This is a genomic window from Cyanobium sp. ULC065, assembly GCF_977927515.1.
Window position 1 is genome coordinate 2,765,031 of record NZ_OZ376393.1, and the last position, 21,970, is coordinate 2,787,000.

Annotated in this window: 23 protein-coding genes; 13 read left to right on the forward strand and 10 right to left on the reverse strand. The window is 69.8% G+C overall.

Annotated elements, in window-relative coordinates; translation table 11 throughout:
- Window positions 1-3 precede the first annotated feature (3 nt).
- From lpxA to ACXMDP_RS13765, 4 genes are all read left to right on the forward strand, one after another.
- Window positions 4-825, forward strand: a complete 822-nt coding sequence (lpxA, locus tag ACXMDP_RS13750) for an acyl-ACP--UDP-N-acetylglucosamine O-acyltransferase (RefSeq protein ID WP_094512683.1) — start codon at window positions 4-6, stop codon at window positions 823-825.
- Entirely contained in the window at window positions 825-2,051 is a 1,227-nt protein-coding gene (gene lpxB / locus ACXMDP_RS13755) for a lipid-A-disaccharide synthase (RefSeq protein WP_094512682.1), read from the forward strand. Before lpxA ends, lpxB begins: the two co-directional genes overlap by 1 nt.
- Entirely contained in the window at window positions 2,048-2,728 is a 681-nt protein-coding gene (msrA, locus tag ACXMDP_RS13760) for a peptide-methionine (S)-S-oxide reductase MsrA (RefSeq protein WP_259729821.1), read from the forward strand. Before lpxB ends, msrA begins: the two co-directional genes overlap by 4 nt.
- A 79-nt stretch (window positions 2,729-2,807) precedes the next feature.
- The gene (locus tag ACXMDP_RS13765) at window positions 2,808-2,996 is read left to right on the forward strand and encodes a hypothetical protein (RefSeq protein ID WP_255145411.1); all 189 of its coding nucleotides are present in this window, start codon (window positions 2,808-2,810) and stop codon (window positions 2,994-2,996) included.
- A 228-nt stretch (window positions 2,997-3,224) separates the two neighbouring features.
- Here ACXMDP_RS13765 and ACXMDP_RS13770 read toward each other — a convergent pair whose 3' ends face one another.
- The 4 genes from ACXMDP_RS13770 to ACXMDP_RS13785 are packed head-to-tail and all read right to left on the reverse strand — an operon-like array spanning window position 3,225 to window position 6,390.
- Window positions 3,225-3,473, reverse strand: a complete 249-nt coding sequence (locus tag ACXMDP_RS13770; RefSeq protein WP_094512679.1) for a hypothetical protein — start codon at window positions 3,471-3,473, stop codon at window positions 3,225-3,227.
- A 30-nt stretch (window positions 3,474-3,503) separates the two neighbouring features.
- Window positions 3,504-4,982, reverse strand: a complete 1,479-nt coding sequence (locus ACXMDP_RS13775) for a leucyl aminopeptidase (RefSeq protein WP_259729822.1) — start codon at window positions 4,980-4,982, stop codon at window positions 3,504-3,506.
- A 59-nt stretch (window positions 4,983-5,041) separates the two neighbouring features.
- On the reverse strand, window positions 5,042-5,653 hold the full coding sequence (locus ACXMDP_RS13780) for a GIY-YIG nuclease family protein (RefSeq protein ID WP_259729823.1): 612 nt from the start codon (window positions 5,651-5,653) through the stop codon (window positions 5,042-5,044).
- A gap of 2 nt (window positions 5,654-5,655) precedes the next feature.
- Window positions 5,656-6,390, reverse strand: coding sequence for a type II secretion system protein GspK (locus ACXMDP_RS13785; protein WP_259729824.1), 735 nt, complete (start codon window positions 6,388-6,390; stop codon window positions 5,656-5,658).
- Window positions 6,391-6,522: 132 nt separating this feature from the next.
- Between ACXMDP_RS13785 and ACXMDP_RS13790 the strand changes: the two genes are divergently transcribed.
- The 4 genes from ACXMDP_RS13790 (at window position 6,523) to ACXMDP_RS13805 (ending at window position 10,683) form a co-directional block, all read left to right on the forward strand.
- Window positions 6,523-6,846: a DUF1825 family protein gene (locus ACXMDP_RS13790; RefSeq protein ID WP_094512806.1), complete on the forward strand. Its 324-nt coding sequence runs from the start codon at window positions 6,523-6,525 to the stop codon at window positions 6,844-6,846.
- Between the two features lie 51 nt (window positions 6,847-6,897).
- Window positions 6,898-8,202: a tyrosine--tRNA ligase gene (gene tyrS, locus ACXMDP_RS13795; RefSeq protein ID WP_259729825.1), complete on the forward strand. Its 1,305-nt coding sequence runs from the start codon at window positions 6,898-6,900 to the stop codon at window positions 8,200-8,202.
- A complete protein-coding gene (pyrF, locus tag ACXMDP_RS13800; RefSeq protein WP_259729826.1) occupies window positions 8,202-8,963 on the forward strand; it encodes an orotidine-5'-phosphate decarboxylase in 762 nt (253 codons plus the stop codon). The genes tyrS and pyrF overlap by 1 nt, the downstream gene beginning before the upstream one ends.
- 208 nt (window positions 8,964-9,171) lie before the next feature.
- The gene (locus ACXMDP_RS13805) at window positions 9,172-10,683 is read left to right on the forward strand and encodes a lysophospholipid acyltransferase family protein (RefSeq protein ID WP_259729827.1); all 1,512 of its coding nucleotides are present in this window, start codon (window positions 9,172-9,174) and stop codon (window positions 10,681-10,683) included.
- Here the strand turns inward: ACXMDP_RS13805 and ACXMDP_RS13810 are convergent.
- The 5 genes from ACXMDP_RS13810 to hpf are packed head-to-tail and all read right to left on the reverse strand — an operon-like array spanning window position 10,644 to window position 15,516.
- On the reverse strand, window positions 10,644-11,915 hold the full coding sequence (locus ACXMDP_RS13810; protein WP_259729828.1) for a glycosyltransferase family 4 protein: 1,272 nt from the start codon (window positions 11,913-11,915) through the stop codon (window positions 10,644-10,646). The genes ACXMDP_RS13805 and ACXMDP_RS13810 overlap by 40 nt on opposite strands.
- 27 nt (window positions 11,916-11,942) lie before the next feature.
- Window positions 11,943-13,400 (reverse strand): MFS transporter, encoded by a 1,458-nt coding sequence (locus tag ACXMDP_RS13815; protein WP_457766949.1) that lies wholly within the window; start codon window positions 13,398-13,400, stop codon window positions 11,943-11,945.
- A 13-nt stretch (window positions 13,401-13,413) separates the two neighbouring features.
- Window positions 13,414-14,250, reverse strand: a complete 837-nt coding sequence (recO, locus tag ACXMDP_RS13820; RefSeq protein ID WP_259729830.1) for a DNA repair protein RecO — start codon at window positions 14,248-14,250, stop codon at window positions 13,414-13,416.
- Window positions 14,247-14,939: a deoxyribose-phosphate aldolase gene (gene deoC / locus ACXMDP_RS13825; RefSeq protein WP_457767235.1), complete on the reverse strand. Its 693-nt coding sequence runs from the start codon at window positions 14,937-14,939 to the stop codon at window positions 14,247-14,249. Before deoC ends, recO begins: the two co-directional genes overlap by 4 nt.
- Window positions 14,932-15,516, reverse strand: a complete 585-nt coding sequence (gene hpf / locus ACXMDP_RS13830; protein WP_094512669.1) for a ribosome hibernation-promoting factor, HPF/YfiA family — start codon at window positions 15,514-15,516, stop codon at window positions 14,932-14,934. The genes deoC and hpf overlap by 8 nt, the downstream gene beginning before the upstream one ends.
- A 51-nt stretch (window positions 15,517-15,567) precedes the next feature.
- Between hpf and lipB the strand changes: the two genes are divergently transcribed.
- The 5 genes from lipB to queA all read left to right on the forward strand — a co-directional run bounded on the left by lipB (window position 15,568) and on the right by queA (window position 21,308).
- Window positions 15,568-16,248 carry a lipoyl(octanoyl) transferase LipB gene (lipB, locus tag ACXMDP_RS13835; RefSeq protein ID WP_259729832.1) on the forward strand — a complete coding sequence of 227 codons (681 nt, stop codon included), beginning with the start codon at window positions 15,568-15,570 and terminating at the stop codon, window positions 16,246-16,248.
- A 27-nt stretch (window positions 16,249-16,275) separates the two neighbouring features.
- Complete coding sequence (locus ACXMDP_RS13840) at window positions 16,276-18,234, forward strand: AMP-binding protein (RefSeq protein ID WP_259729833.1); 1,959 nt, start codon at window positions 16,276-16,278, stop codon at window positions 18,232-18,234.
- Between the two features lie 46 nt (window positions 18,235-18,280).
- A complete protein-coding gene (locus ACXMDP_RS13845) occupies window positions 18,281-18,724 on the forward strand; it encodes a YlqD family protein (RefSeq protein ID WP_094512666.1) in 444 nt (147 codons plus the stop codon).
- A 63-nt stretch (window positions 18,725-18,787) separates the two neighbouring features.
- Window positions 18,788-20,152: a dihydrolipoamide acetyltransferase family protein gene (locus tag ACXMDP_RS13850; protein ID WP_259729834.1), complete on the forward strand. Its 1,365-nt coding sequence runs from the start codon at window positions 18,788-18,790 to the stop codon at window positions 20,150-20,152.
- Window positions 20,153-20,183: 31 nt separating this feature from the next.
- Window positions 20,184-21,308, forward strand: coding sequence for a tRNA preQ1(34) S-adenosylmethionine ribosyltransferase-isomerase QueA (gene queA, locus ACXMDP_RS13855; protein ID WP_259729854.1), 1,125 nt, complete (start codon window positions 20,184-20,186; stop codon window positions 21,306-21,308).
- Window positions 21,309-21,320: 12 nt separating this feature from the next.
- Here queA and ACXMDP_RS13860 read toward each other — a convergent pair whose 3' ends face one another.
- Window positions 21,321-21,920 (reverse strand): superoxide dismutase, encoded by a 600-nt coding sequence (locus ACXMDP_RS13860; protein ID WP_259729835.1) that lies wholly within the window; start codon window positions 21,918-21,920, stop codon window positions 21,321-21,323.
- Window positions 21,921-21,970 lie beyond the last annotated feature (50 nt).

Genomic DNA, 21,970 nt, shown 5'->3' on the forward strand with positions numbered 1-21,970 from the left:
GGAATGACGAGCTCCGCCGTGACGACCAAGATCCATCCCAGTGCTCTGGTGGATCCCCGCGCCCGGCTGGCCGAAGGGGTGGCGATCGGCCCGTTCGCCGTGATCGGTCCCGATGTCCAGATCGGTGCGGGCAGCACCATCGGCCCACACGTGGTGATCGATGGCCGGGTCACGATGGGCGCGCGCAACCGGGTGTTTCCGGGAGCCTGCATCGGCCTCGAGCCCCAGGATCTCAAGTACAACGGCGCTGACACCGAGGTAGTGATCGGGGACGACAACGCGTTTCGTGAATGCGTCACGATCAATCGGGCCACCGCCGCCGGCGAGCAGACACGCATCGGCAGCGGCAACCTGTTGATGGCTTACAGCCACGTGGGTCACAACTGCGAACTGGGCGACCGGATCGTGGTGGCGAATGGGGTGGCGATCGCCGGCCATGTGGTGATCGGTGATCGGGCCGTGATCGGTGGCGTGCTGGGCATCCACCAGTTCGTGCACATCGGCAAGCTGGCGATGGTGGGTGGCATGAGCCGCATCGATCGCGACGTCCCCCCCTTCGCGATCGTGGAAGGGCACCCGGGCCGGCTACGGGGCCTCAACCGCATCGGCCTGCGCCGCAGCGGCCTTGCCGACCGCGAGGACGGCGCCGAGCTGCGCCAGTTGCGGGAGGTGTGGGACCGCCTCTACCGCGGCGATGAGGTGCTGATGGAGGCGCTGCGGCAATTGCGTCAGCAGCACCTGCTGCCGGCAGCCGAGGAGCTGTGCAGCTTCCTCGAGGCCTCGATTGCGCCCGGGCGCCGCGGCCCATTGCCGCCGCAGCGCTGATGGCGCGGTTGCTGATCAGCACCGGCGAGGTGTCGGGTGATCTGCAGGGGGGGCTGTTGATCCAGGCGCTGCATGCGGAGGCGGAACGCCGCCACCTGCCGCTGGAGATCGTGGCCTTGGGCGGCGAGCGGATGGAGCGTGCCGGCGCCCGGCTGATCGCCAACACGGCGCCGATGGGGGCGATCGGACTCTGGGAAGCCCTGCCCCTGGTGCTCCCCACCCTGCGCCTGCAGCGCAAGGTGGGCCAATGGCTGCGCCAGTCGCCGCCTGATGGGCTGGTGCTGATCGATTACATGGGCGCCAATGTGAATCTGGGCCTGCGCATCCGCCGCGACTACCCCTGGGTGCCGATCACCTACTACATCGCGCCGCAGGAGTGGGCCTTCCGCTTCGGCGATGGCGGCACCACGCGCCTGATCGGCTTCACCGACCGGATCCTGGCCATCTTTCCCCAGGAAGCCAGCTTCTACGCCGCCCGCGGCGCTGACGTCACCTGGGTGGGCCATCCGCTGGTGGACACGCTCACCGAACAGCCCGATCCGGCCGAAGCCAGGCGCGAGCTGGGTCTCACCCCGGACCAGCCCCTGCTGCTGCTGATGCCGGCCTCCCGGCCCCAGGAGTTGCGCTACCTGCTGCCGCCCCTGGCCGCCGCCGCCGCAAGGCTGCAGCAGTTGCGCCCCAGCCTCAAGGTGATCGTTCCGGCCGGCCTGCCCAGCTTCGAGCAACCCCTGGCCAGCCGCCTGGCGGCTGCGGGCGTGGAGGCCACCGTGGTGCCGGCCGCCCGCTGCGACGCGCTCAAGCCCACCCTGTGTGCCGCCGCCACCCTGGCCTTCACCAAGTCGGGAACGGTGAACCTGGAGATGGCGCTGCGGGGGGTCCCCCAGGTGGTGGGTTACCGACTCAGCCGGCCCACCGCCTTCATCGCCAAGCGGCTGCTGGGCTTCAACGTGCCCCACATCTCCCCGGTGAACCTCCTGCTGGGGGAACGGCTGCTGCCGGAACTGCTGCAGAACGACCTCACCGCCGACACGATCGTGGCGGAGGCCTTGCCGCTGCTGGAGCAAGGCCCCGAGCGGCAGCGGATGCTGGACGGCTACAGCCGCCTGCGCGGCATCCTGGGCGAGCCGGGCGTCACACGCAGAGCGGCGGCGGCCATCCTGGATCAGATCGCCGCGGCGGCCACCCACGGCGCCGCCACCGCCCGCAGCGTTCCTGAACCGGCATGAACCCGCTCCCTTCCCCCCCGCCCTCGCGGAGCCTGCTGCAGCGCCCCTGGCACCACTGGCTGGCACCGCTGCTGCTGGTGGTCACCCTGCTGATCGCCGCCGTTCCGCCCGCGCAGGCGGCGGTGGAGGAGGCGGTGTTCGCCGGTGGCTGCTTCTGGTGCCTGGAGCACGACCTTGAGCAGCTCCCCGGTGTGCTCGATGCGGTGAGCGGCTACAGCGGCGGTGCCCAGGCCAACCCCACCTACAAGCAGGTGTCGGCCGGTGGCACTGGGCACCTCGAAGCCGTGCTGGTGCGCTTCGACGCCGACCGGATCAGCTATCCGGCGCTACTGCGCTCCTTCTGGCGCAACGTGGATCCGCTGGATGGGGGCGGCCAGTTCTGCGATCGCGGCTCGTCGTATCAGCCGGCCATCTTCGTGCGCGGTGCCCGTCAGGACCAGCAGGCCCGTGCCAGCCAGGCCGCGGCCGCCCGCGAACTGAAGCGCAAGCCCGCTGAGCTGCGGGTGCCGGTGCGGCCGCTGCAGCGCTTCTGGCCCGCCGAGAGCTATCACCAGAATTACGCGGAACGCAACAAGGCGAAGTACTCCTATTACCGCTGGTCGTGCGGCCGTGACCGGCGCCTCGACGAGCGTTGGGGCAAGGCCGCCCGCAGCGGCACGCCCTGGCGTTCCCCCTGACACCCCGGTGGGGGTTTCAGCCCTTCCCAGAAGCGGGCCGCCTGCTTACGTTGACTGCAGGCGACATGTCGGTGCCTGTATGTATCTGCTGACGATCAAGGACGGCCTGGCCACCCGCCACATCGGCCCCTACGAAAGCCCGAAACAGGCGGTCGACGATCTCGACCGCCTGTTGATGAGCTTCGGCGACCGGGCCCGCTGGCAGATCCACGAGCTTGAATCGCCCGCCGTGCTCCTGGGCGGCGCTGCGCCGGTGGCGGCGGCCTGAGGCGCCACCACCACGAGGTTCCAGCACTGCAGCGATCCAGCGGATCTTGGCAGGGGAGCAACCGGAACAGCACAGCGCCGAAACGATGCCGCACCCGTTCGGACCAGTCCTCAAAGGGCTCCCAGGGTTGGGTGCATGGACACACCGCCTGCGTCGTGCTGCTCTGTCCGTGCTGTTCAGCCTCTGTGTGGCCGCTCCGCCTCTGACCTGATGAACAGACAGGCAGGCCTACCGGGCCTGGCGGGGGTAGCCGCTCAACAGGCCGCTCTCCACCATCAGGCCCACACCCGCGGTCACGCAGATCAGCCCCAGGGCGCCGTACCAGAACCAGGGGCCGGTGGCGGGCGCTTTCACCAGAAGGGCCACCTGCTGCACCGTGCGCCGGCTGATCGCTTCACCGACCAGGCAGAGGCCCAGCGGCAACAGCAGCACGCCCAGTTGCGCGCGGATGTACCAGCGGATCTTCTTGGCGGCCATGGCGTCGGCAAGCGGCGTCAGTGGACAACCCTAAGCCGGGCCCCCGAGGCACACCCAGTTCACCAGGGTGCGCACGCCGAAGCCGGTGGCACCGGCGGGGTCGAGCCCCCGGCCCTTGTCGCTCCACACGGTGCCGGCGATGTCGAGATGGGCCCAGGGGAGATCGGGCGTGACGAAATCCTTGAGGAACAGGGCCGCCGTGATCGACCCTCCCGGCCGTGGCCCGGTGTTCTTGAGGTCCGCCACCGGGCTTTTCAGGCCCTGCTTGTAGGCGGCATGCAGCGGCATGCGCCAGAACAGCTCGCCGCCCTGCTGACCGGCGTCCACTAGGGCCGCCGCCAGCGAGTCGCTGACAGACCAGAGCCCGGCGATCTCCTCGCCCAGGGCGATCACGCAGGCACCGGTGAGCGTGGCCAGATCCACCACCGCATCCGGTTCGAGGTTGCAGGCGTACACCAGGGCATCGGCCAGGGTGAGCCGCCCTTCGGCATCGGTGTTGTTGATTTCGATCGTCTTGCCGTTGGAGGCGGTGAGGATGTCGCCGGGGTGGATGGCGTTGCCGCTGATCATGTTTTCGCAGGCGGCCACGATCACGTGCACCTCCACATCCGCCGGCTTGAGCTCGGCGATGGCCCGCGCCGCACCCAGCACCGCCGCGCTGCCGCCCATGTCGTACTTCATCATCTCGATCTGGGAGCCGGCGGTTTTGAGGTTGTAGCCGCCCGAATCGAACGTGAGCCCCTTGCCGATCAACACCAGCCGTCGGCTGGAGCCCCCGGCGGGGCGGTAGGTGAGGTGGATGAACTTCGGCGGCAGATCCGAGCCCTGTGCCACGCCCAGGTAGGCCCCCATGCCGAGCGCTTCGCAGTCGTCGCGCTCCAGCACCTTCAGCTCCAGGCCGAAGTCGGTGGCGATGCGGGCGGCGGTGTCGGCCAGGGCCTGGGGGGTGACCGCATTGGGCGGGGCGGCCACCAGTTCGCGGGCCAGCTCCACACCGGCGCAGGTGGCGGCCACGGCGCTCAGGCCAGCACCGGCCGCTTCCTGCAGGCCCAGCAGGGTGACGCTCTCCGGCAGCGGCTGGGGCTCGGCCTCGCTCTTGAAGCGTTGATCCTTGTAGAGGCTCAGCCGCACCGCTTCGGCGATGGCCGTGGCGGCCGCGGCGGGATCAAGGCCCTCGCTGGGAAGGGCCAGCCCCAGCGCGCCCCCGGCGGCGGCGGCGGCCTTGGCGCTGGCGGCTGCGGCGCTGCGCAGGGCGGCCCCGTCGAGGCTGCCAGCCTCCCCCAGTCCCACCAGCACCAGCAGGCTGGGGGTGTGGGCGGGCAGATGCAGGGCCAGGCAGTCGCCGGGTTTGCTCTTGAAGCGTCGCTTCTCCAGCAGCGCGGGCAGGTCGAGGCTGAAGCGGGCTGACAGGAGCGGCAGCCAACCGGCGGGATCCCCCTGCAGCACTCCCACCGCCAGGGTGTCGCCTTCCCACTGCGTGAAGGCGGTGGGGCTGGTGCGGAACTCCATGGAGCGTCAACCTTGGAGGCGCGATCGTAGCCATGCCGCCCCGGACTCCCCGCTGGTGCTCAGGCCGGATCGGCGGTGAAGGGGGTGGCCCAGCGCTGCCGCGTTTCCTTGTTGAAAGGGGGCTGCCAACGGCGGATCAGCGCCTGCTCCAGAGCCCGGCGCGGCCTGACCGCCCCGGGTACGTCGCTGCAGAAGCGGATGCTCAGCCCGCTGGCGAGCCCGCAGCGGCGCAGGGCTTCGTCGTAGGCCGCCAGGTAGGTCTTGCAGTCGTGGTCGCCTTTCCAGCGACGATCGGCACAGCCGGTCTCACCCACGTACAGCAACAGGGGGTGCTCCAGCTGGGGTTGGCGGTCCATCACCACATACAGGGCCGCCCCCTGCTGCGGCGGCTCCGGCCAGCGCCAGAACTGCAGGTTGAGCGGCGCCAGCGCCAGCGGGTCGAAGACGGCAGCCTGCGCGGCGGCGGTATCGGCCCCGCCGGCTCCGAACAGCGAGCGCTGCGCCACTCCGGCCCCGCTGCCGTGCAAGGGACGCTGAAAGTCGGCCAGGCCCTGCTGCCAGCGCAACAGTTGGTGGCGCGCCAACGGCAGAGCCGTGGGCACGTGCTCGCCGGCGGCGGACGCCGGCCCGGCGCCGAACAGGTCGAGCTGGCCCTGGCGCGGCAGGCCCATGCTCAGGGCCGCTGCCGCTGTGGCGCCGGTGTCGGCCGTGGCAGATCCGGCCCCACCGGCCCCCGGCCGAAACTCACCTTGCCGATCAGGGCCTCCACCAGGTGGGGGGGCAGTTGCAGCCGTTGCTGCAGATCGGCGAGATCCTGAAAGGGCCCCCGCCCCCGTTCGCGCACCAGCCGCTGGCAACGGGGGGGATCAAGCGGCAGCCGCGCCTGCAGCTGTTCGGCGCTGCAGCGGTTCACATCCAGCGGCACCGGCCGCAGCGGAGCGGGCTCCCCATACCAGCGGAACTCCAGCAGTGGCAGCCAGCACTGCAGCTGGGCGTCGCTGAGGCCCAGCAACCGTTGCAGGTCGTCCTCACCGCTGAGCTGCACACCGCCGGCCTGCAGACGCAAGAGCAGATCCACCTGGTGGGGCTCACAGCCGGGCAGCCGCAGCCAGTCGGCGGGGGTGGCGCGGTTCACATCCAACCGCCAGCCCAGGGCGGCGGCGTGGCGCACCTGGGCGGCATCCCGCAGCCGCAGGCCAGGGTTCTGCTTCAGCTTCAAGGCCATCAGCTCCCGTTCCACGGCCGCGTCGGCGCCGACAGGCTCAGGGCCGCCACCGGCCCCGGCCGTATCTGTTGCGGCGTTCGATGACGCCGGCTCACGACGAAGCGGTGGTGGCGGCGGCGCAATCTGCCCAGTGGCGATCAGCAGGCGGCGCGCCAGTGGATCCAACCAGTGCCCTCTGGCCATGGCGGCCCCCTTCAGCCACGACGGACTGGGCCGAAGTTAGCGGCAGGGGGCGGTCGATACGTCAATCCGTACTCACCGGCAGACAGGCAGGCGCCGCAGAATCGTTCCGATCGCTCTGTGTTCGGCAGCTTGATGGGCTTCTTTGAATCCGAAATCGTGCAGGACGAAGCCCGGCGCCTGTTCACCGATTACCAGCAGCTCACCCAGCTGGGCTCCGACTACGGCAAGTTCGACCGCGAGGGCAAGAAGCTCTTCATCGAGCGGATGGAGGAGCTGATGGACCGCTACCGGGTGTTCATGAAGCGCTTCGAGCTCTCTGAGGATTTCCAGGCCAAGCTCACCGTCGAGCAGCTGCGCACGCAGCTGGGCCAGTTCGGCATGACGCCTGAGCAGATGTTCAGCCAGATGCATCTCACGCTCGAGCGCATGAAGAGCGAGCTGAGCTCGTCCTGCTGACGCCTGCCTACGATCCGCCGCGACGGGTCGTGGCACGGGTGGGGTGAACGGATGGGGCAGGCGCAGGTGTGGCCGGACGTGCCGGCATGGCTGAGCCGGGGCCTGGCGGATCTCTTTCCGCACGAGGCGGGTCCGTTGGCCGGCAGCGCCACCTCCCTGGCCGCGCGCCTGGCGGAAGCCGAGCGGGAGGGCATGCCGCTGCGCATCAAGCTCGGCATCGATCCCACCGGCTCCGACATCCATCTGGGGCACAGCCTGCTGTTCCGCAAGCTGCGGGCCTTCCAGGACGCTGGCCACACCGCCGTGCTGATCATCGGCGACTTCACCGCCCGCATCGGTGATCCCACCGGCAAGAGCGCCACCCGCGTGCAGCTCAGCGCCGAGGCGGTGGCCGCCCATGCCACCACCTATCTGGAGCAGCTGGGCCAGGGACAGCCGCGGCAGCGCGCCCTGCTCGACTTCGAAACCCCCGGCCGGCTGGAGGTGCGCCGCAACAGCGAGTGGTTGGCGGCCCTGGATCTGCCGCAGGTGATCGAGCTGCTGGGCACCAGCACCGTGGGGCAGATGCTCGCCAAGGACGACTTCTCCAAGCGCTATGGCGGCGGCACGCCGATCGCCCTGCATGAGTTCCTGTACCCGCTGCTGCAGGGCTATGACTCAGTGGCGGTGCGCTCCGACCTGGAGCTGGGCGGCACCGATCAGAAGTTCAATGTGGCCATGGGCCGCGATCTGCAGCGCCACTTCGGCCAGCCGCCCCAGTTCGGCCTGCTGCTGCCGATCCTGCCGGGGCTCGATGGTATGCAAAAGATGAGCAAGAGCCTGGGCAACACCGTGGGGCTCCAGGACGACCCGCTCTCGATGTATTCAAAGCTGGAGAAGGTGCCCGACGCTGCGGTGAACGCCTACCTCACCCTGCTCACGGATCTCGAGCTCGAGGCGCTGCCGGCCAATCCGCGGGAGCGCCAGAAGGCGATGGCCCTGGAGGTGACCGCCACACGCCATGGCCAGCAGGCGGCGCTGCAGGCCCAGGCCGATGCCGCCGGACTGGTGGGAGTGGGGGCAGGGCGGAACCCCGGGCTCGATGGTGAAGCAGGCGGCTCGCCCCGTGCCGAGGCTGTCGACGTGCTGGAGGCGTCACTGGCGTCGGTGAGCTTTCCCGCCAAGGCCTTTTTCCTGCTCAGTGCCATCGGGGTCTGCGCCAGCAGCAGTGAAGGACGGCGCCAGATCCAGGGGGGCGGCGTGAAGCTGGATGGCGAGAAGCTGAGCGATCCCAACCTGGAATTCAGCAGCCCGGCGGAGCTGGACGGCAAGGTGCTGCAGCTCGGCAAGAAGACCTTCCGGCGGCTGGTGCCCTGATGGCCACCACAGTGCGAACCACGGTGGGCACCACGGCGTTGGCCGATCCTGCAGAGCGGATCATCGTGGCCCTTGACCGGCCCGATGCCGGCAGCGCCCTGGCATTGGCCGCCTCGATTCCGGAGCTGCGCTGGGTGAAGGTGGGCCTGGAGCTGTTCACCGCCGCCGGGCCGGATGTGGTGCGCGAGCTGCGCCGGTGTGGCCTGCGCGTGTTTCTGGATCTGAAGTTCCACGACATCCCCGCCACCATGGCTGGCGCCTGCCACAGCGCCGCCGCTCTGGGTGCCGAGCTGATCACCGTGCATGCCAGCGCAGGTCGCCGGGCTCTGGCGGCGGCCCAGGCGGCGGCGGAGCAGGGTGCTGCTGCCCAGGGCATGGCTCCGCCCACCCTGCTGGCGGTCACGGTGCTCACCAGCTGGGAGGCCGACCGCTTCGCCGCCGAACTGCAGGTTCCGGTGGCGATGGCCGCCCACGTGAGCCACCTGGCGGCCCTGGCGGCTGCCGCCGGGCTGCGCGGTGCCGTGTGTTCACCGCTGGAGGTGGCCGAGCTGCGCGCGCGGCATCCACTGCCCTTCACCCTGGTGACCCCGGGCATCCGCCCCGCCGGCGCCGCCACGGGCGACCAGGCCCGCGTGCTCACGCCGGCCCAGGCGATCGCCGCTGGTGCCAGCCAGCTGGTGATCGGCCGGCCGATCACGGCAGTACCCGATCCGGCGGCGGCGTTCGCGGCCTGTTGCGCCGAACTGACCGCATCGCCCTGAGCCACCGCCCCGCTGTCTGAGGCTTGGCCTGGCCCAGCGGCCCACACCAGACCCACTCCCGCCGGCTGCCCCGCAGACCACCCACCCAGCCCGCCAGGAGCGGGTCCCGTTTTCCCCTGGTCCGCCAGCCGCTGATCCCGCCGGCCCGTGGCGCACAGACAGCCGGGCCGCAACGGGGGATGCTGCAGGCACGCTCTGCCCCCCGACCATGCCCCGCGCCGGGATCCAGCCGGCCCAGTCGGGCCTTCGCTTCCTCCCCGCCCACTTCAGCCCCTGGGTGCACCGGCTCAGCCGCTGGGCGCTGCCGCTGCTGTTGCGCACGCGGGAGATTGTGGACTGTCAGGTGGAGGGGGCGGAGCGGCTGGCTCAGCTGTTTTCGGAGCACCAGCAGGGCCGCGTGCGGCTGCTGATCGCCTTTCGCCACCCCACCACCACCGATCCGCTCACGATGGCCAGGCTGATCTGGGAGGAGGTGCCCCGGGCCGCCCGGGCGGCAGGGCTGACCCTGCGCAGACCGGTGCACAGCCAGTTCCTCTACGACCGAGGCATTCCCCTGTGGGCGGGAGAGGCTGCCGGCTGGATCCTGGGCGCGCTGGGAGGCATCCCGATTCAGCGCGGCAAGCTCGACCGGGTGGCGCTCAAGGCCGCCCGCGAGGTGCTGGCCCAGGGCCCGTTCCCGCTGGCGATCGCTCCGGAGGGTGCCACCAACAACCACGGCGAGCTGCTTGGCCCCCTGGAGCCGGGGCTGGCCCAGATGGCCTTCTGGTGCTGCGACGACCTGGCGGCCGCCGGCCGTCAGGAGCGGGTGCTGATCGTGCCGATCGCCCTCAAGTACGTGACGCAGGGCCGCGACTGGCCGGCGATCGATACGCTCCTCGATCGCCTCGAAGCCCAGCTCCGCCGGCGTCCGGGCCGGCATGGTGCCGAAGGCTCAGAAGGTGCGGAAGGTTCAGAAGCATCAGACAACACAGCACACCCTGCAGGAGCAGGCAGCTCCATGGGAGATGGCAGCGTGGCGGAAGCGCTGCGCTACCGCCGCCTGATCCAGCTGGGCGACAACGTGATCACCCTGCTGGAGGCCTTCTACCGGGAGGCCCATGGCCTGGACCTGCCTCCTCTTTCGGCCCCGGCGCTGTACCCGTCCTGCCTCGAGAACGGCTTCATCACCAGGCTCGAGCGGATTCGCAACGCGGCGCTGGGGGTGGCTGAAAGCCGTTTGCAGCTCTTGCGTCCGAAGGGGAGCCTCGGTGAGCGCTGCCGGCGCGTGGAGCAGGCGGGCTGGGACCGCATCTACCGCGACGACCTGAAGGCGATGACGCCCCTGGAGCGCAGCCTGGCCGACTGGCAGGCCACCGAGGCCCGCCTGGCCATGGACCATATGCGCCTGGTGGAATACTTCTCCACGCTCAGCGGTTCCTACGTGGCTGAGAAGCCCAGCTTCGATCGCTACACCGAAGTGCTGCAGATCCTGTGGCGAGCGATCACCTGGATCAACGGCACCAGCCACGACAAGACACCCGAGCTGGGCTCCCGGCTCGCCCGGCTGTCGGTGGGGGAGCCGATCGATGTGACCGAGCGGCACGGCCGCTACCTCAGCGGTCGCCGTGAGGCTGTGGAGGAACTGATGGCCGACCTGCGCGCCCGCATGCTGGCGGAACTGGAGGGAGCCGGCCCTGGCTCTCAGGCCGCCAGGGCGGGACGAGGAACCAGTTCGGCGTAAACGCGCTCCAACGCCTCGATGTTGCGTGTGAGCGTGTAGCGCTGCAGCGCCCGCTCCCTGGCACGGCGCCCGAGTTCGGCGGTGAGCACCGGCTGGTCGCGCAGCACCGGCAGCAGGGTGCGCAGCTGGGTGGTGACCCCCTGGGTGCTGATCACGATGCCGGCCCCTCCCTCCAGCACCTCACCATCGGCGCCAGCATCGGTGGCCACACAGGCGGTGCCGCTGGCCATAGCTTCCAGCAACGACAACGACAACCCCTCCACCAGCGACGGCAGCAGGAACACCTCCGAGGCCTGCAGCAGCGCCACCCGTCGCTCCAGCGCAGGTTCATAGCCCCACCAGAGGATGCCCGGGTCTTCATGGGCGGCCTGCAGCGATCCCCGCAGCGGCCCATCGCCCACGATCACCAGCACGCAGCCGGCTGGCCGCACCAACCGCCAGGCGCGCAGCAGGGCCTCCACGTTCTTCTCGGTGGCCAGCCGGCCCATGTACAGAAACGGGCGGCGGCCTTCGCAGCGCGCCTGCACCTCACGGCGCAGAGCGCTGCTGCCACGCTCGGAGCCTCTCCGCTCTGAACCTCCTCGCTCAGAGTCCGCGGGCTTCCACACATCGGTGTCTACGCCGTTGGGGATCACCGCCAACCGGTCTTCCTTGACCCCCAGCCGGGACAGCACCTCGGCCTGCAGCTCGGAGAAGACGATCACCCGGTTGAAGCGGGCCAGAGCCGGGGCATAGAGCTGGTAAGTGAGCTGCTGGGTACCGCCCGCCAGGTTACGAAGGCCGGCGTCGAAGGCGGGATGGAAGGTGGCGACAAGCGGCACGCCCAGCTGCTGGCAGAGATCGGGCAGCAGGAAATCGAGCGGCGAGAGCGTGAGGCTGGCGTGCACCAGATCCGGTTTGAGCTGCTCCAGCGATTCCCGCAACTCCCGCTGGGCGCCCGGCGCGGGGACCGTGTACACCTGCGACTTCAGCAGGTAGGGCAGGGCTACTTCGCTCTCATCGCCCGCCAGCGCGGCCCGGCGCGAGGCCCGCAACGCCTCCTTGGTGAGCGTCAGGCCTTTGCCGTTGACGCTCGGAGGATCCCAGGGCAGCCCGGGGCCCGTGGCGGGTGTGTCGAAGTGGATGAAGCTGATGCGGTGGCCCCGTTGCCGCAACTGCTCCGTGGTGGTGAGCCCGTAGGTGACGTTGCCGCAGAAGGGTGATTTCTTGCCCAGCCAGGCGATATGCGCCAACTGCTGTCGCCCATTTCTGCCAAAACGCTAGCAGCGCTGCCAGGGACGCTCCAGCAGGGCCGCCAGCAGGGTGATGCCCGCAAGTACCCAGAGCACGGGCTGCAGCCCGTAGCGGCTCACCACCGTGCCCGCCAGCACAAGCGGCAGGCTCAGGGCAATGTTGATCAGGTTGTTCTGCAGGCCAAACACCTTGCCGCGCAGTTCTTCCGGGGTGTCTTCCTGGATGGTGGTCTGGGCGGGGATGGCCAGCAGGGCGGCGCCCACCCCCAGCGCCACGCACAAGCCGAGTGTGAGCGACAGGCTGCCGCGCACCTGGCCCAGCAGCACCAGCGCAAAGGCGATCAGGCCCAGGCCCGAGGCCGAGAGCAGGCGGCGGGTGAAGCCGCGGCCGAGCTGGGCCACCGCCAGTGCACCGACGGCCATGCCCAGGCCGCTCATGGCCAGCAGGGTGCCGAACTGGGTGGGTCCGAGCCCCTTGATCGCCGAGGCCAGGCTGATGGCCAGGACATAGAGCGCCGCCAGGATGCTGTACAGCAACACAAGATGCACCAGGGCATTTCGCACGCTGGAGCGCTCGCGAAGCACCTGGATTCCTTCCAGGATCTCGCCCCACACCGAGGTGCCGCGGTCTTGCCAGGGGGCTTCCACCACGCGGATGCGGGCAATCGACAGCGCCGCCAGCCCGTAGCAAAGCGGGAGCAGCACGAACTCACCGCCTTCGATGCCGAGCGTGGCGAGTCCGTTGCGCAGCAGGCGCAGCACCGGGTCGCCGAGCGCGAAGCCCACGATCGTGGCGCCCATGCTGGTGGCCTGGTAGAGCGAGATGGCAGCGAGCAGAAGCGGTCGCGGCACGAGCAGGGGAATGGCCGCCTGCTCGGCGGGCGCAAAGAACTGGGTGAGCACCGACTCGAGGAAGGTCATCGCCACCAGGCCCCAGTAGCCCCAGCTGAGGCCGAGGAAAAAGGGGCCGGGGATCAGTAGCAGCGGGGCCAGCAGCACCAGGCCCGCGCGCAGGGCGTTGGAGGCCACCATCACCTTGCGTTTCGGCCAGCGGTCGGCCCAGACCCCCGCCACGGTGCCGAGGGCCATGGCGGGCACGGTGTTGGCCACATAGATCCCCGTGGCCAGCAGGGTGATCATCTGGGCGCGGGTCTCGAAATCGAAGCGCAGGCTGGCGGCCGCTTCAGCCAGCAGCGCGTTGGTCTGGGGGGTGTCCGTCACCCAGTACTGGGCGATCAGGAACACCATCAACACGATGTAGAACTTGTCGGCCAGCTGGGAGAAGATCTGCCCCAGCCACAGGCGCCGGAAGTCGGGCAGGGCCAGCACCGCCTGCAAGCCCTGGCCCCGGGCCGTGCTGGCCAGCTCCTCGCTGGCGGCCGCCTCCGGGCAGGCTGCCGGACCTCTGGACGCATCTTCGCCGGCGCTGCCTCCGCTGGGGCCGGCCTCCGGCATCGGCGGAGGCGGGGGGGTGGCTCGGGACAATCCGCTCAAGGTTCTATCCGTTCCGCCGCAATGATGGCTCAGGGGATGGTGCCTCCAGCGCGTGACCCGGCTCGAAGCAGTCACGCAGAAGACGCAACGCACGGCAGCGGCGTCCGCCGTGCTCCTGGGTCCACAGTTCCACCAGCTGCAGCAGCCGCAGCCACACCGCCAGCGGCCCCATCAATTCCCCGTCCCGGCGGCGCGGTGGAGCCGGGCGTGTCAGCCGTTGCAGCAGCGCCAGTTCAGAGGCATTGAGCACGAGCATCGCCCCGGGCACCGCGCCGATCAACAGCCCTTCGCTGGGCACCAGGCTGCAGCGCCAGTCCCAGTTGCCGATCGGTGGCTCCAGCGGCTGCCCGCTGCGGCCGCAGCTCTGCAGCGGCAGGCCGTAGCCGCCTAGGGCCAGCAGATGCACGCTGCCCTGCACCGCGATCGCCAGGGCCTCAACGCTCTCCTGCCGCTCGCGCACCACGGTGTCTAGACGCCCCAGCTGCATCAGCAGATCCTCCAGCACCCCGTGGACGCCATCGCCGCCCGGCACCAGCAGCAGGGCCAGCTCCGCCAGCGCCTGAGCGGCAGCGAGCGTTTCCAGCCGCTCCGCCAGCTGGCTATGGGTGCGCTGCACCTGCAACTGCCGAACCCGCCGCAGGCCGCGGCCACCGCCCACCTGCAGCTGGAGCAGGGCCAGCGGCACCGCTGCCGCCAGGCTGCTGCGCGGCCGGCGCGCTCCCGGCACCGCCAGCCGCACCAGCCCTTCGGCGTCGGTGAGCAAGGTAATCAGACGGTCGTTTTCGCCGAGGGGCCCGCTCTTGAGCACGAGCCCCTCCAGGCGCGCCGCGCCGCCGCTCACGAGCCAGGGGGTGTGGCGGGGCTGCGCAGCGCCTGCATCAGTGCCACTCCACGGCTGGTGCCGAGCCGGCTGGCGCCGGCCTCCACCAGCTCGAAGGCCTGCTCCAGCCCAGTGATGCCACCGGAGGCTTTCACGGCCACGCGGCCGCGGGCCAGCTCGCGCAGGTGCTGCACCTGGGCCACGCTCACCGGCGGACCGAAGCCGCTGCCGCTCTTGAGGAAGGCGGCGCCGGCATCGATGGACGCCTCCACCAGCAGGGCCAGGGCGGGATCACTCAACCTGCCGGCCTCGAGAATCACCTTCACCGGCAGGCCCAGCTCCACGATCGCGCCGATCTCCTCGTAGACGGCGCTGCCGTTGCCATCGGCGAGGGCGCCGAAGTCGGGCACGATGTCCAGTTCGTCGGCGCCCGCGGCCGCGGCGGCTTCCGCCTCGGCCCGTTTGATCGCCGCCGGCACCGCGCCGAAGGGGAAGGCCACCACCCCGATCAACCGCACGCGGCTGGCACTGCCCAGCCGTTCCCGGCCGCAGGCCAGCCAGCGCGAGGCGAGGCAGACACCGGCGAAGCCGAAGTGGCGGGCCTCGTCGCAGCAACGATGCACGGCTTCGATCCCATGATGGGGATCGAGAAGCGCGTGATCAATGAGCGGTGCCAGGTCGGGGCGTTCGTGGCGCAAGAGTTCAGGAATCCCGCGGTTGAATCACTCCGAAGCCACCATGATTGCGGCGGTAAAGCACCTGAATTCCTCTCGTCTTCTCATCACGAAACACGTAGAAATCGTGATCGATCAGATCAAGCTGGTGCAGCGCCGCTTCCAGGCTCATCTCCGGCATGGCGAAATACTTGCGCCGCACAGCGGGCACCGGCAGTTCCGGTTCGCGGCCGGCCAGAAGATCGGCCGTGAGCGCCGTGGTGTCGGTGGTGCCGTCTTCGAGGCCGACCGCCTCCTGCACGTCGCTCTGGTGGTGATCGGTGAGGCGCTCCTTGTAGCGGCGCAGCTGGCGGCTGAGTTTTCCCGCCACCATATCGATGCTGGCGTAAAGGTTTTCGCTGCGTTCCTGGGCGCGAATCACGAGGCCGTTGGCGAACACGGTGACCTCCGCCGTCTGCTGGGGAACCCGGGGGTTGCGGGCCACCGACAGATGAACATCCGCCTCCTTGACCAGCCCCTCGAAATGATTGATCGCCCGGGTCAGTTTGTCTTCCGTGTACTCCCGGATGGCTGGGGTGACGTCGAGATTGCGACCGTGGATCAACAGCTTCATCGAACCGCTCCTTTGGCGATCGGATTGCAATAAGCCTAGGAAGCCAGGCGCATGAAACCACTTCTCGATGCAATCCGTTTTGAACCCCCGGCGCCGGTGGAGTTCACTCAGGCGTGGCACTGGCAGCAGCAGCTGCGTGATCGCCTGCTGACCAACCCCGCGGCTCCGGAAGCGCTGCTGCTGCTCCAGCACCTGCCCTGCTACACGCTCGGTCGCGGGGCCAGCTCAGAATTTCTGCGCTTCGAACCCCAGGCTCCGCCTGCGCCCCTGCACCGCATCGATCGCGGCGGGGAGGTGACCCACCATCTGCCCGGCCAGCTGGTGCTCTACCCCGTGCTCGATCTGCAGCGGCACGGCGCTGATCTCCACTGCTATCTGCGCGCCTTGGAGGGGGTGGTGATCAGCGTGCTGGCGGAGCTGGGCCTGGTGGGGGAGCGGATCGAGGGGCTCACCGGTGTGTGGCTGGAGGGGCGCAAGCTGGCGGCGATCGGGGTGGGGGCGCGCCGCTGGATCAGCCAGCACGGCCTTGCCCTGAATGTGAACTGTGACCTGGGGGGATTCGAGGCGATCGTGCCCTGCGGTCTGGAAGGGCGGGCGGTGGGCCGGCTGAGCGACTGGTGCCCCGGGATCACCCCCGATCAGGTGCAACCGCTGCTGAGTCGGGCGGGTGCCGAGGCGTTCGGACTCACGCTCCGACCACCGGAGCCCGCCGAACGGCTCTGGGGGTGTTAAGCCTGTGCCACCATCGGCTGCAAGGCAGTGAAAGCACGGGCGGAGATTTCCTGGTCGGGTGACCGGAAGGACTGTCAGGCGCTGGCCGCTCGCGAGGACCTCAGCCAGATCACCGGGCTGGAGCAGATCTGGCCGGAGGCGGCCCAGCGCTACGGCACAGCCGTGGCCCTGGAGGCTCCCCACACCACCCCGCCCGAGCAGCTCAGCTTCTGCGACCTCAACGCCGCGATCCTGGAGGCCGCCGCTGCCTTTGCCTCCCTGGGCGTGGCCGCCGGCGATGTGGTGGCCCTGTTTGCCGAGAACTCGCCGCGCTGGCTGATCGCCGACCAGGGGCTGATGCGGGCCGGCGCCGCCGATGCGGTGCGGGGCAGCACGGCGCCGGTGGAGGAGCTGCGCTACATCCTCGAGGACTCCGGCGCGGTGGGGCTGGTGGTGGAATCGGCCGCGCTGCTGCAGCGCCTGGCCCTGCCACCCGAGCAGCTCGCCCGGCTGCGTTTCGTGGTGCTGCTGGAGGAGCCAGCCGGCGCGGGCGCACTGCCGCTGCACGAGCAGGTGATGGGCCTCAGCTGGCCAAACTTCAGCGCCCGCGGGGCCGGCGTGGCGCCACCGCCGCTGCCACCGGTGGCGCCGGAGCGCCTGGCCACGCTGCTCTATACCTCCGGCACCACCGGCCGGCCCAAGGGCGTGCCGCTCAGCCACGCCAACCTGCTGCATCAGCTCCGCACCCTCGGGGTGGCGGTGAATCCCCGCCCCGGCGACCGGGCGCTGAGCGTGCTGCCGATCTGGCACGCCTATGAGCGCACGGCCGAATACTTCCTGCTGGCGGCCGGCTGCCGCCAGACCTACACCACGCTCAAGCACCTGCGCGGTGACCTGCAGGCGGTCAAGCCGCACTACATGATCAGCGTGCCCCGCCTCTGGGAAGCGCTTCTGGCGGGCTTCGAGGATGCGCTGGCGGCCATGCCCGCCAAGCGCCGCAGCCTGATCGAGAAGGCACTGGCGGCGAGCCGCTTCCATGGGCTGCAGCGCCGCCGCGCCAGGGGCCTCACCCTGCAGGTGGAGCCGCCACTGGCCCGGCTTACGGCGGCGCTGCTCAGTGCGGTGAGCTGGCCGGTGGATGCGCTGGCCGCTGCGCTGCTGTGGCCGAAGGTGAGGCAGCAGTTGTCGGGAGGGGTGCTGCGCACGGCGATCAGCGGCGGCGGTGCCCTTTCCCTGCACGTGGACAGCTTCTTCGAGGCGATCGGCATCGAGCTGCTGGTGGGCTACGGCCTCACCGAAACCAGCCCGGTGCTTGCCTGCCGCCGGCCCTGGCGCAACCGCCGCGGCAGCGCCGGCCAACCCCTGCCGGACACCGACTTGAAAATCGTCGATCAGGAGAGCGGCGCGCCATTGGGCTGGGGCGAGCGGGGCCGGGTGCTGGCGCGCGGTCCGCAGGTGATGGCCGGCTACTTCAACAAGCCGGAAGCCACCGCTGCCGTGCTCGATGCCGACGGCTGGTTCGACACCGGCGACCTCGGCCACCTGCTGCCCGATGGCTCCCTGGTGCTCACCGGCCGCGCCAAGGACACGATCGTGCTCAGCAGTGGCGAGAACATCGAGCCCGGCCCGCTGGAGGAGGCCCTGGTGGCCCATCCGCTGGTGGAGCAGGTGATGCTGGTGGGGCAGGACCGCCGCCAGCTGGGCGCCCTGGTGGTGCCCCGCGCCGAGCCGCTGGCGGCCTTCGCGGCGGCGGCCGGTCTGCCGGCGCCCGCTGGTGCCGGTGCCGCTGTAGAGGCCGATGCCCTGTTGCTGCGTGCCCTCAAAGGTGAGTTCAACCGCTTGCTGGCGGCCCGCCCCGGTTCGCGCCCCGACGAACGCCTGGCCGGGGTGGCACTGGTGGAGCCGTTCACGATCGACAACGGCCTGCTCACCCAGACGCTGAAACAGCGGCGTGACCGCATCACCCAGCGGGACCAGGCGGCAGTGGAGGCCATCTACGCCGGTTGACCCCCGCTCCACCGGCTGACAGCCTGGTAGCTGCTACCAACCCCCCATGTCCGACGGCCAAACGCTGACCATCAAGCGCACCATCACGGTGCGGGCGGTGGTGACACCGCGCTGGAAGGAAGATGCCGAGCGAGAGCTCAGCGGCGCTGTCGCCAACACCGATCAGCAGCTCGCTCAGCTGGAGCAGGAGGGCCAGCAACTGGTGGATGAGATCCGCCGCCAGAGCATGAATCCGCTCGATCCACGGGTGCAGGAGCAGGTGGGCTCAGTGCAGCAGCAGGTGGCGGCCAAGCGCAGTGAACTGGAGGAGCAGAAGCGCGCCATGCTCGAACAGCAGCGCCAGGTACGCGAACTGGAGTTCGAGCAGATCGTGGATCAGGGCCAGATCGAAGGCGCCTGCAAGATCAAGGTGGGCGACAACCTGGTGCAGAAGCTCCAGGTGGCGGTGCTGGTGCGCGATGGCGTCGTGGAGGCGATCGAGGGGGGCTGAGCTCCGGGGTGGCGACGGCGTGGCGCGTAAAATCCCGTCGCCGGCTGCATCGGGACCAGGACTTTGGCGACCTACGAAATCTTCATGCCCGCCCTGAGCTCCACGATGACGGAGGGCAAGATCGTGGAGTGGCTGAAGCAGCCCGGCGACCGCGTCGAGCGCGGTGAGTCCGTCCTGGTCGTCGAATCCGACAAGGCCGACATGGACGTGGAGGCCTTCCAGGAGGGCTTCCTGGCCGCCGTGTTGATGCAGGCCGGTGGCACGGCACCGGTGGGCGAAACGATCGGTCTGATTGTGGAAACCGAAGCGGAGATCGCCGCTGCCCAGGCCGGTGCCCCCAGCGCGCCCGCTGCAGCCCCCGCTCCTGTGGCCGCCCCTGCCTCGCCCTCACCCGTTGCCGCACCGGTTGCGCCGGCGGCTCCGGTCGCTGTGGCTCCCCCGGCGCCAGCGGCTGTTGCCGCTGCCAGCCTGCCTGTGGCTGCTGCTCCGGCGGCGGGCAACGGCCGGGTGGTGGCTACTCCCCGCGCCCGCAAGCTGGCCAGCCAGCTCGGGGTCAAGCTGGAAGCGCTCAAGGGCAGCGGCCCCCATGGCCGCATCCAGGCCGAGGACGTGGAGCGGGCTGCCGGCCAGCCCGCCTCGGTGGCCCGGGTGGCGGAAGGCAGTGCCCCCTTCACGGCCGCCGCTCCCGCTGCCGCTGGGGCTTCGGCCGGTGGCGGTGCCTCGGCCGCACCCGCGGGCCAGAGCTTCGGCCGCCCGGGAGAGACGGTGGCCTTCACCACCCTGCAGGGGGCGGTGAACCGCAACATGCTCGCCAGTCTCGCGGTTCCCTGTTTCCACGTGGGCTACACGATCACCACCGATCGGCTCGATGCCTTCTACAAGCAGGTGAAGAGCAAGGGCGTCACGATGACGGCCCTGCTCGCCAAGGCGGTGGGCGTGGTGCTCGCGCGCCATCCCCAGGTGAACGCCGCAGCGAGCGAAACCGGCATGGTGTACCCCGCCTCCGTCAATGTGGCGATCGCCGTGGCCATGGATGACGGCGGCCTGGTGACGCCGGTGCTGAAGGAGGCCGATCGCACCGATCTCTACAGCCTGTCGCGCAGCTGGGCGGACCTGGTGGCCCGCTCCCGCACCAAGCAACTCAAGCCCGACGAGTACAGCACCGGCACCTTCACCCTCTCCAATCTCGGCATGTTCGGGGTCGACCGTTTCGATGCGATCCTTCCGCCCGGCACCGGCGCGATCCTGGCGGTGGCGGCCTCCCGCCCCACGGTGGTGGCCAACGCCGATGGCTCGATCGCCGTCAAGCGCCAGATGCAGGTGAACCTGACCGCCGACCACCGGGTGATCTATGGCGCCCACGGGGCGGCGTTCCTCAAGGATCTGGCCGACCTGATCGAACACCGGCCCGAAAGCCTGGCGCTCTGAACCGACGGTGTCGAACCCTGCCGCCGGCTCCCTGAGCCATCCGGACACGCTGCTCTCCAGCTACAGCTTCCATCTGCCCGAGGAGCGCATCGCCCAGCGGCCGGCGGAACCGCGCCATGCGGCCCGCCTGCTGGCCGTGGAGCCGGAGCCGGCTCCGCCGCGGCATTTAACGGTGTGGGATCTGGCCGAGGAGCTCAAGCCCGGCGATCTGCTGGTGGTGAACAACACCCGCGTGCTCAAGGCGCGGCTGGCGGCACGGCGCCGCACCGGCGGGGCCGTGGAACTGCTGGTGCTGGAACCCCGCGGGGAAGGGCGCTGGTTGTGTCTGGCACGGCCCGCCAAACGCCTCCACCCCGGTGAGGAGCTTGAGCTGCAGGCTGCTGGGGGACTGTCGCCGCAGGCCACTGATGGACCACCGCTGGTGGTCACAGTGCTGGAGGTGGATCAGGCCAGCGGCGGCCGGGTGATCCAGTTCCCGCCCCACTGCGTCGATGCCGCAGCTATCGAGGCGCTCCTGGATCGTTACGGCAGCATGCCCCTGCCGCCCTACATCCACCAGCAGGACAGCAGCGACGACGAGCGCTACCAGACGCGCTACGCCGACAAACCCGGTGCCGTGGCAGCACCGACGGCGGGGTTGCATCTCAGCGACGCGCTGCTGGCGGCTCTGAAGGCCCGCGGGGTGCGCCTCGTGGCGATCACGCTGCACGTGGGGCTGGGCACCTTCCGGCCGGTGGAAACGGAAGATCTCAGCGCGCTCGAACTCCACAGCGAATGGGTGGAGGTGTCGGCGGAGGTGGTGGAGGCGGTGGCCAGCACACGCGCCGCTGGCGGGCGGGTGATCGCGATGGGAACCACGAGCGTGCGGGCGCTGGAAGGGGCTGCCGCCGCGTCAGCGGATGGAGTGCTGCAGCCTTTTCAAGGGCCGGTGGCCCTGGTGATTCAGCCCGGGTTCCGCTTTCGGGTGGTGGAAGGGCTGATCACAAACTTCCACCTGCCGCAGAGCTCTCTGCTGCTGCTGGTGAGTGCCCTGATCGGGCGTCCCCGGCTGCTGGAGCTCTACGCCACGGCGATCAACGAGGGTTACCGCTTCTTTTCCTATGGCGATGCCATGTGGATTGCCCCGGCAGCGGTGCTGCCGGGGGCCAGGCCCTGAGGCCCTGAGGGTTCAGGCGGCAGCCAGATTGGCGGCCACGAACTCCCAGTTCACCAGCTTGTCGAGGAAGGTGGAGATGTAATCCGGGCGGCGGTTCTGGTAATCGAGGTAGTAAGCGTGCTCCCACACATCCATGGTGAGCAGGGCCTTCTGGCCATGCGCCAGGGGCAGATCGGCATTGCCGGTCTTGGTGATCTTGAGGGTGCCGCCATCCAGCACCAGCCAGGCCCAGCCGCTGCCGAACTGAGTGGCGCCGGCAGCTTTGAACTGCTCGGTGAACACATCAAAACCGCCGAAATCAGCATTGATCTTGTCGGCCAGAGCGCCGCTTGGGGCACCGCCGCCGCCGGACTTGAGACCCTGCCAGTAGAAGGTGTGGTTCCAAACCTGGGCGGCGTTGTTGAAGATGCCCGCCTTGCTGGCGTCGCCGGCCACAGCCAGGATCACCTCTTCCAGGGATTTTCCTTCCAGATCGGTGCCTTCCACCATCTTGTTGAGATTGGCCACGTAGCCCGCGTGGTGCTTGCCGTGGTGGAACTCCAGGGTCTGGCGGGAGATGTGCGGCTCGAGCGCGTCGAGTTCGTAGGGAAGCGCGGGCAGCTGGTGAGCCATTGGTGGGTTCGAAAGAAGATGAAGAGCGGAGACGGGCTGACGCGTGGAGC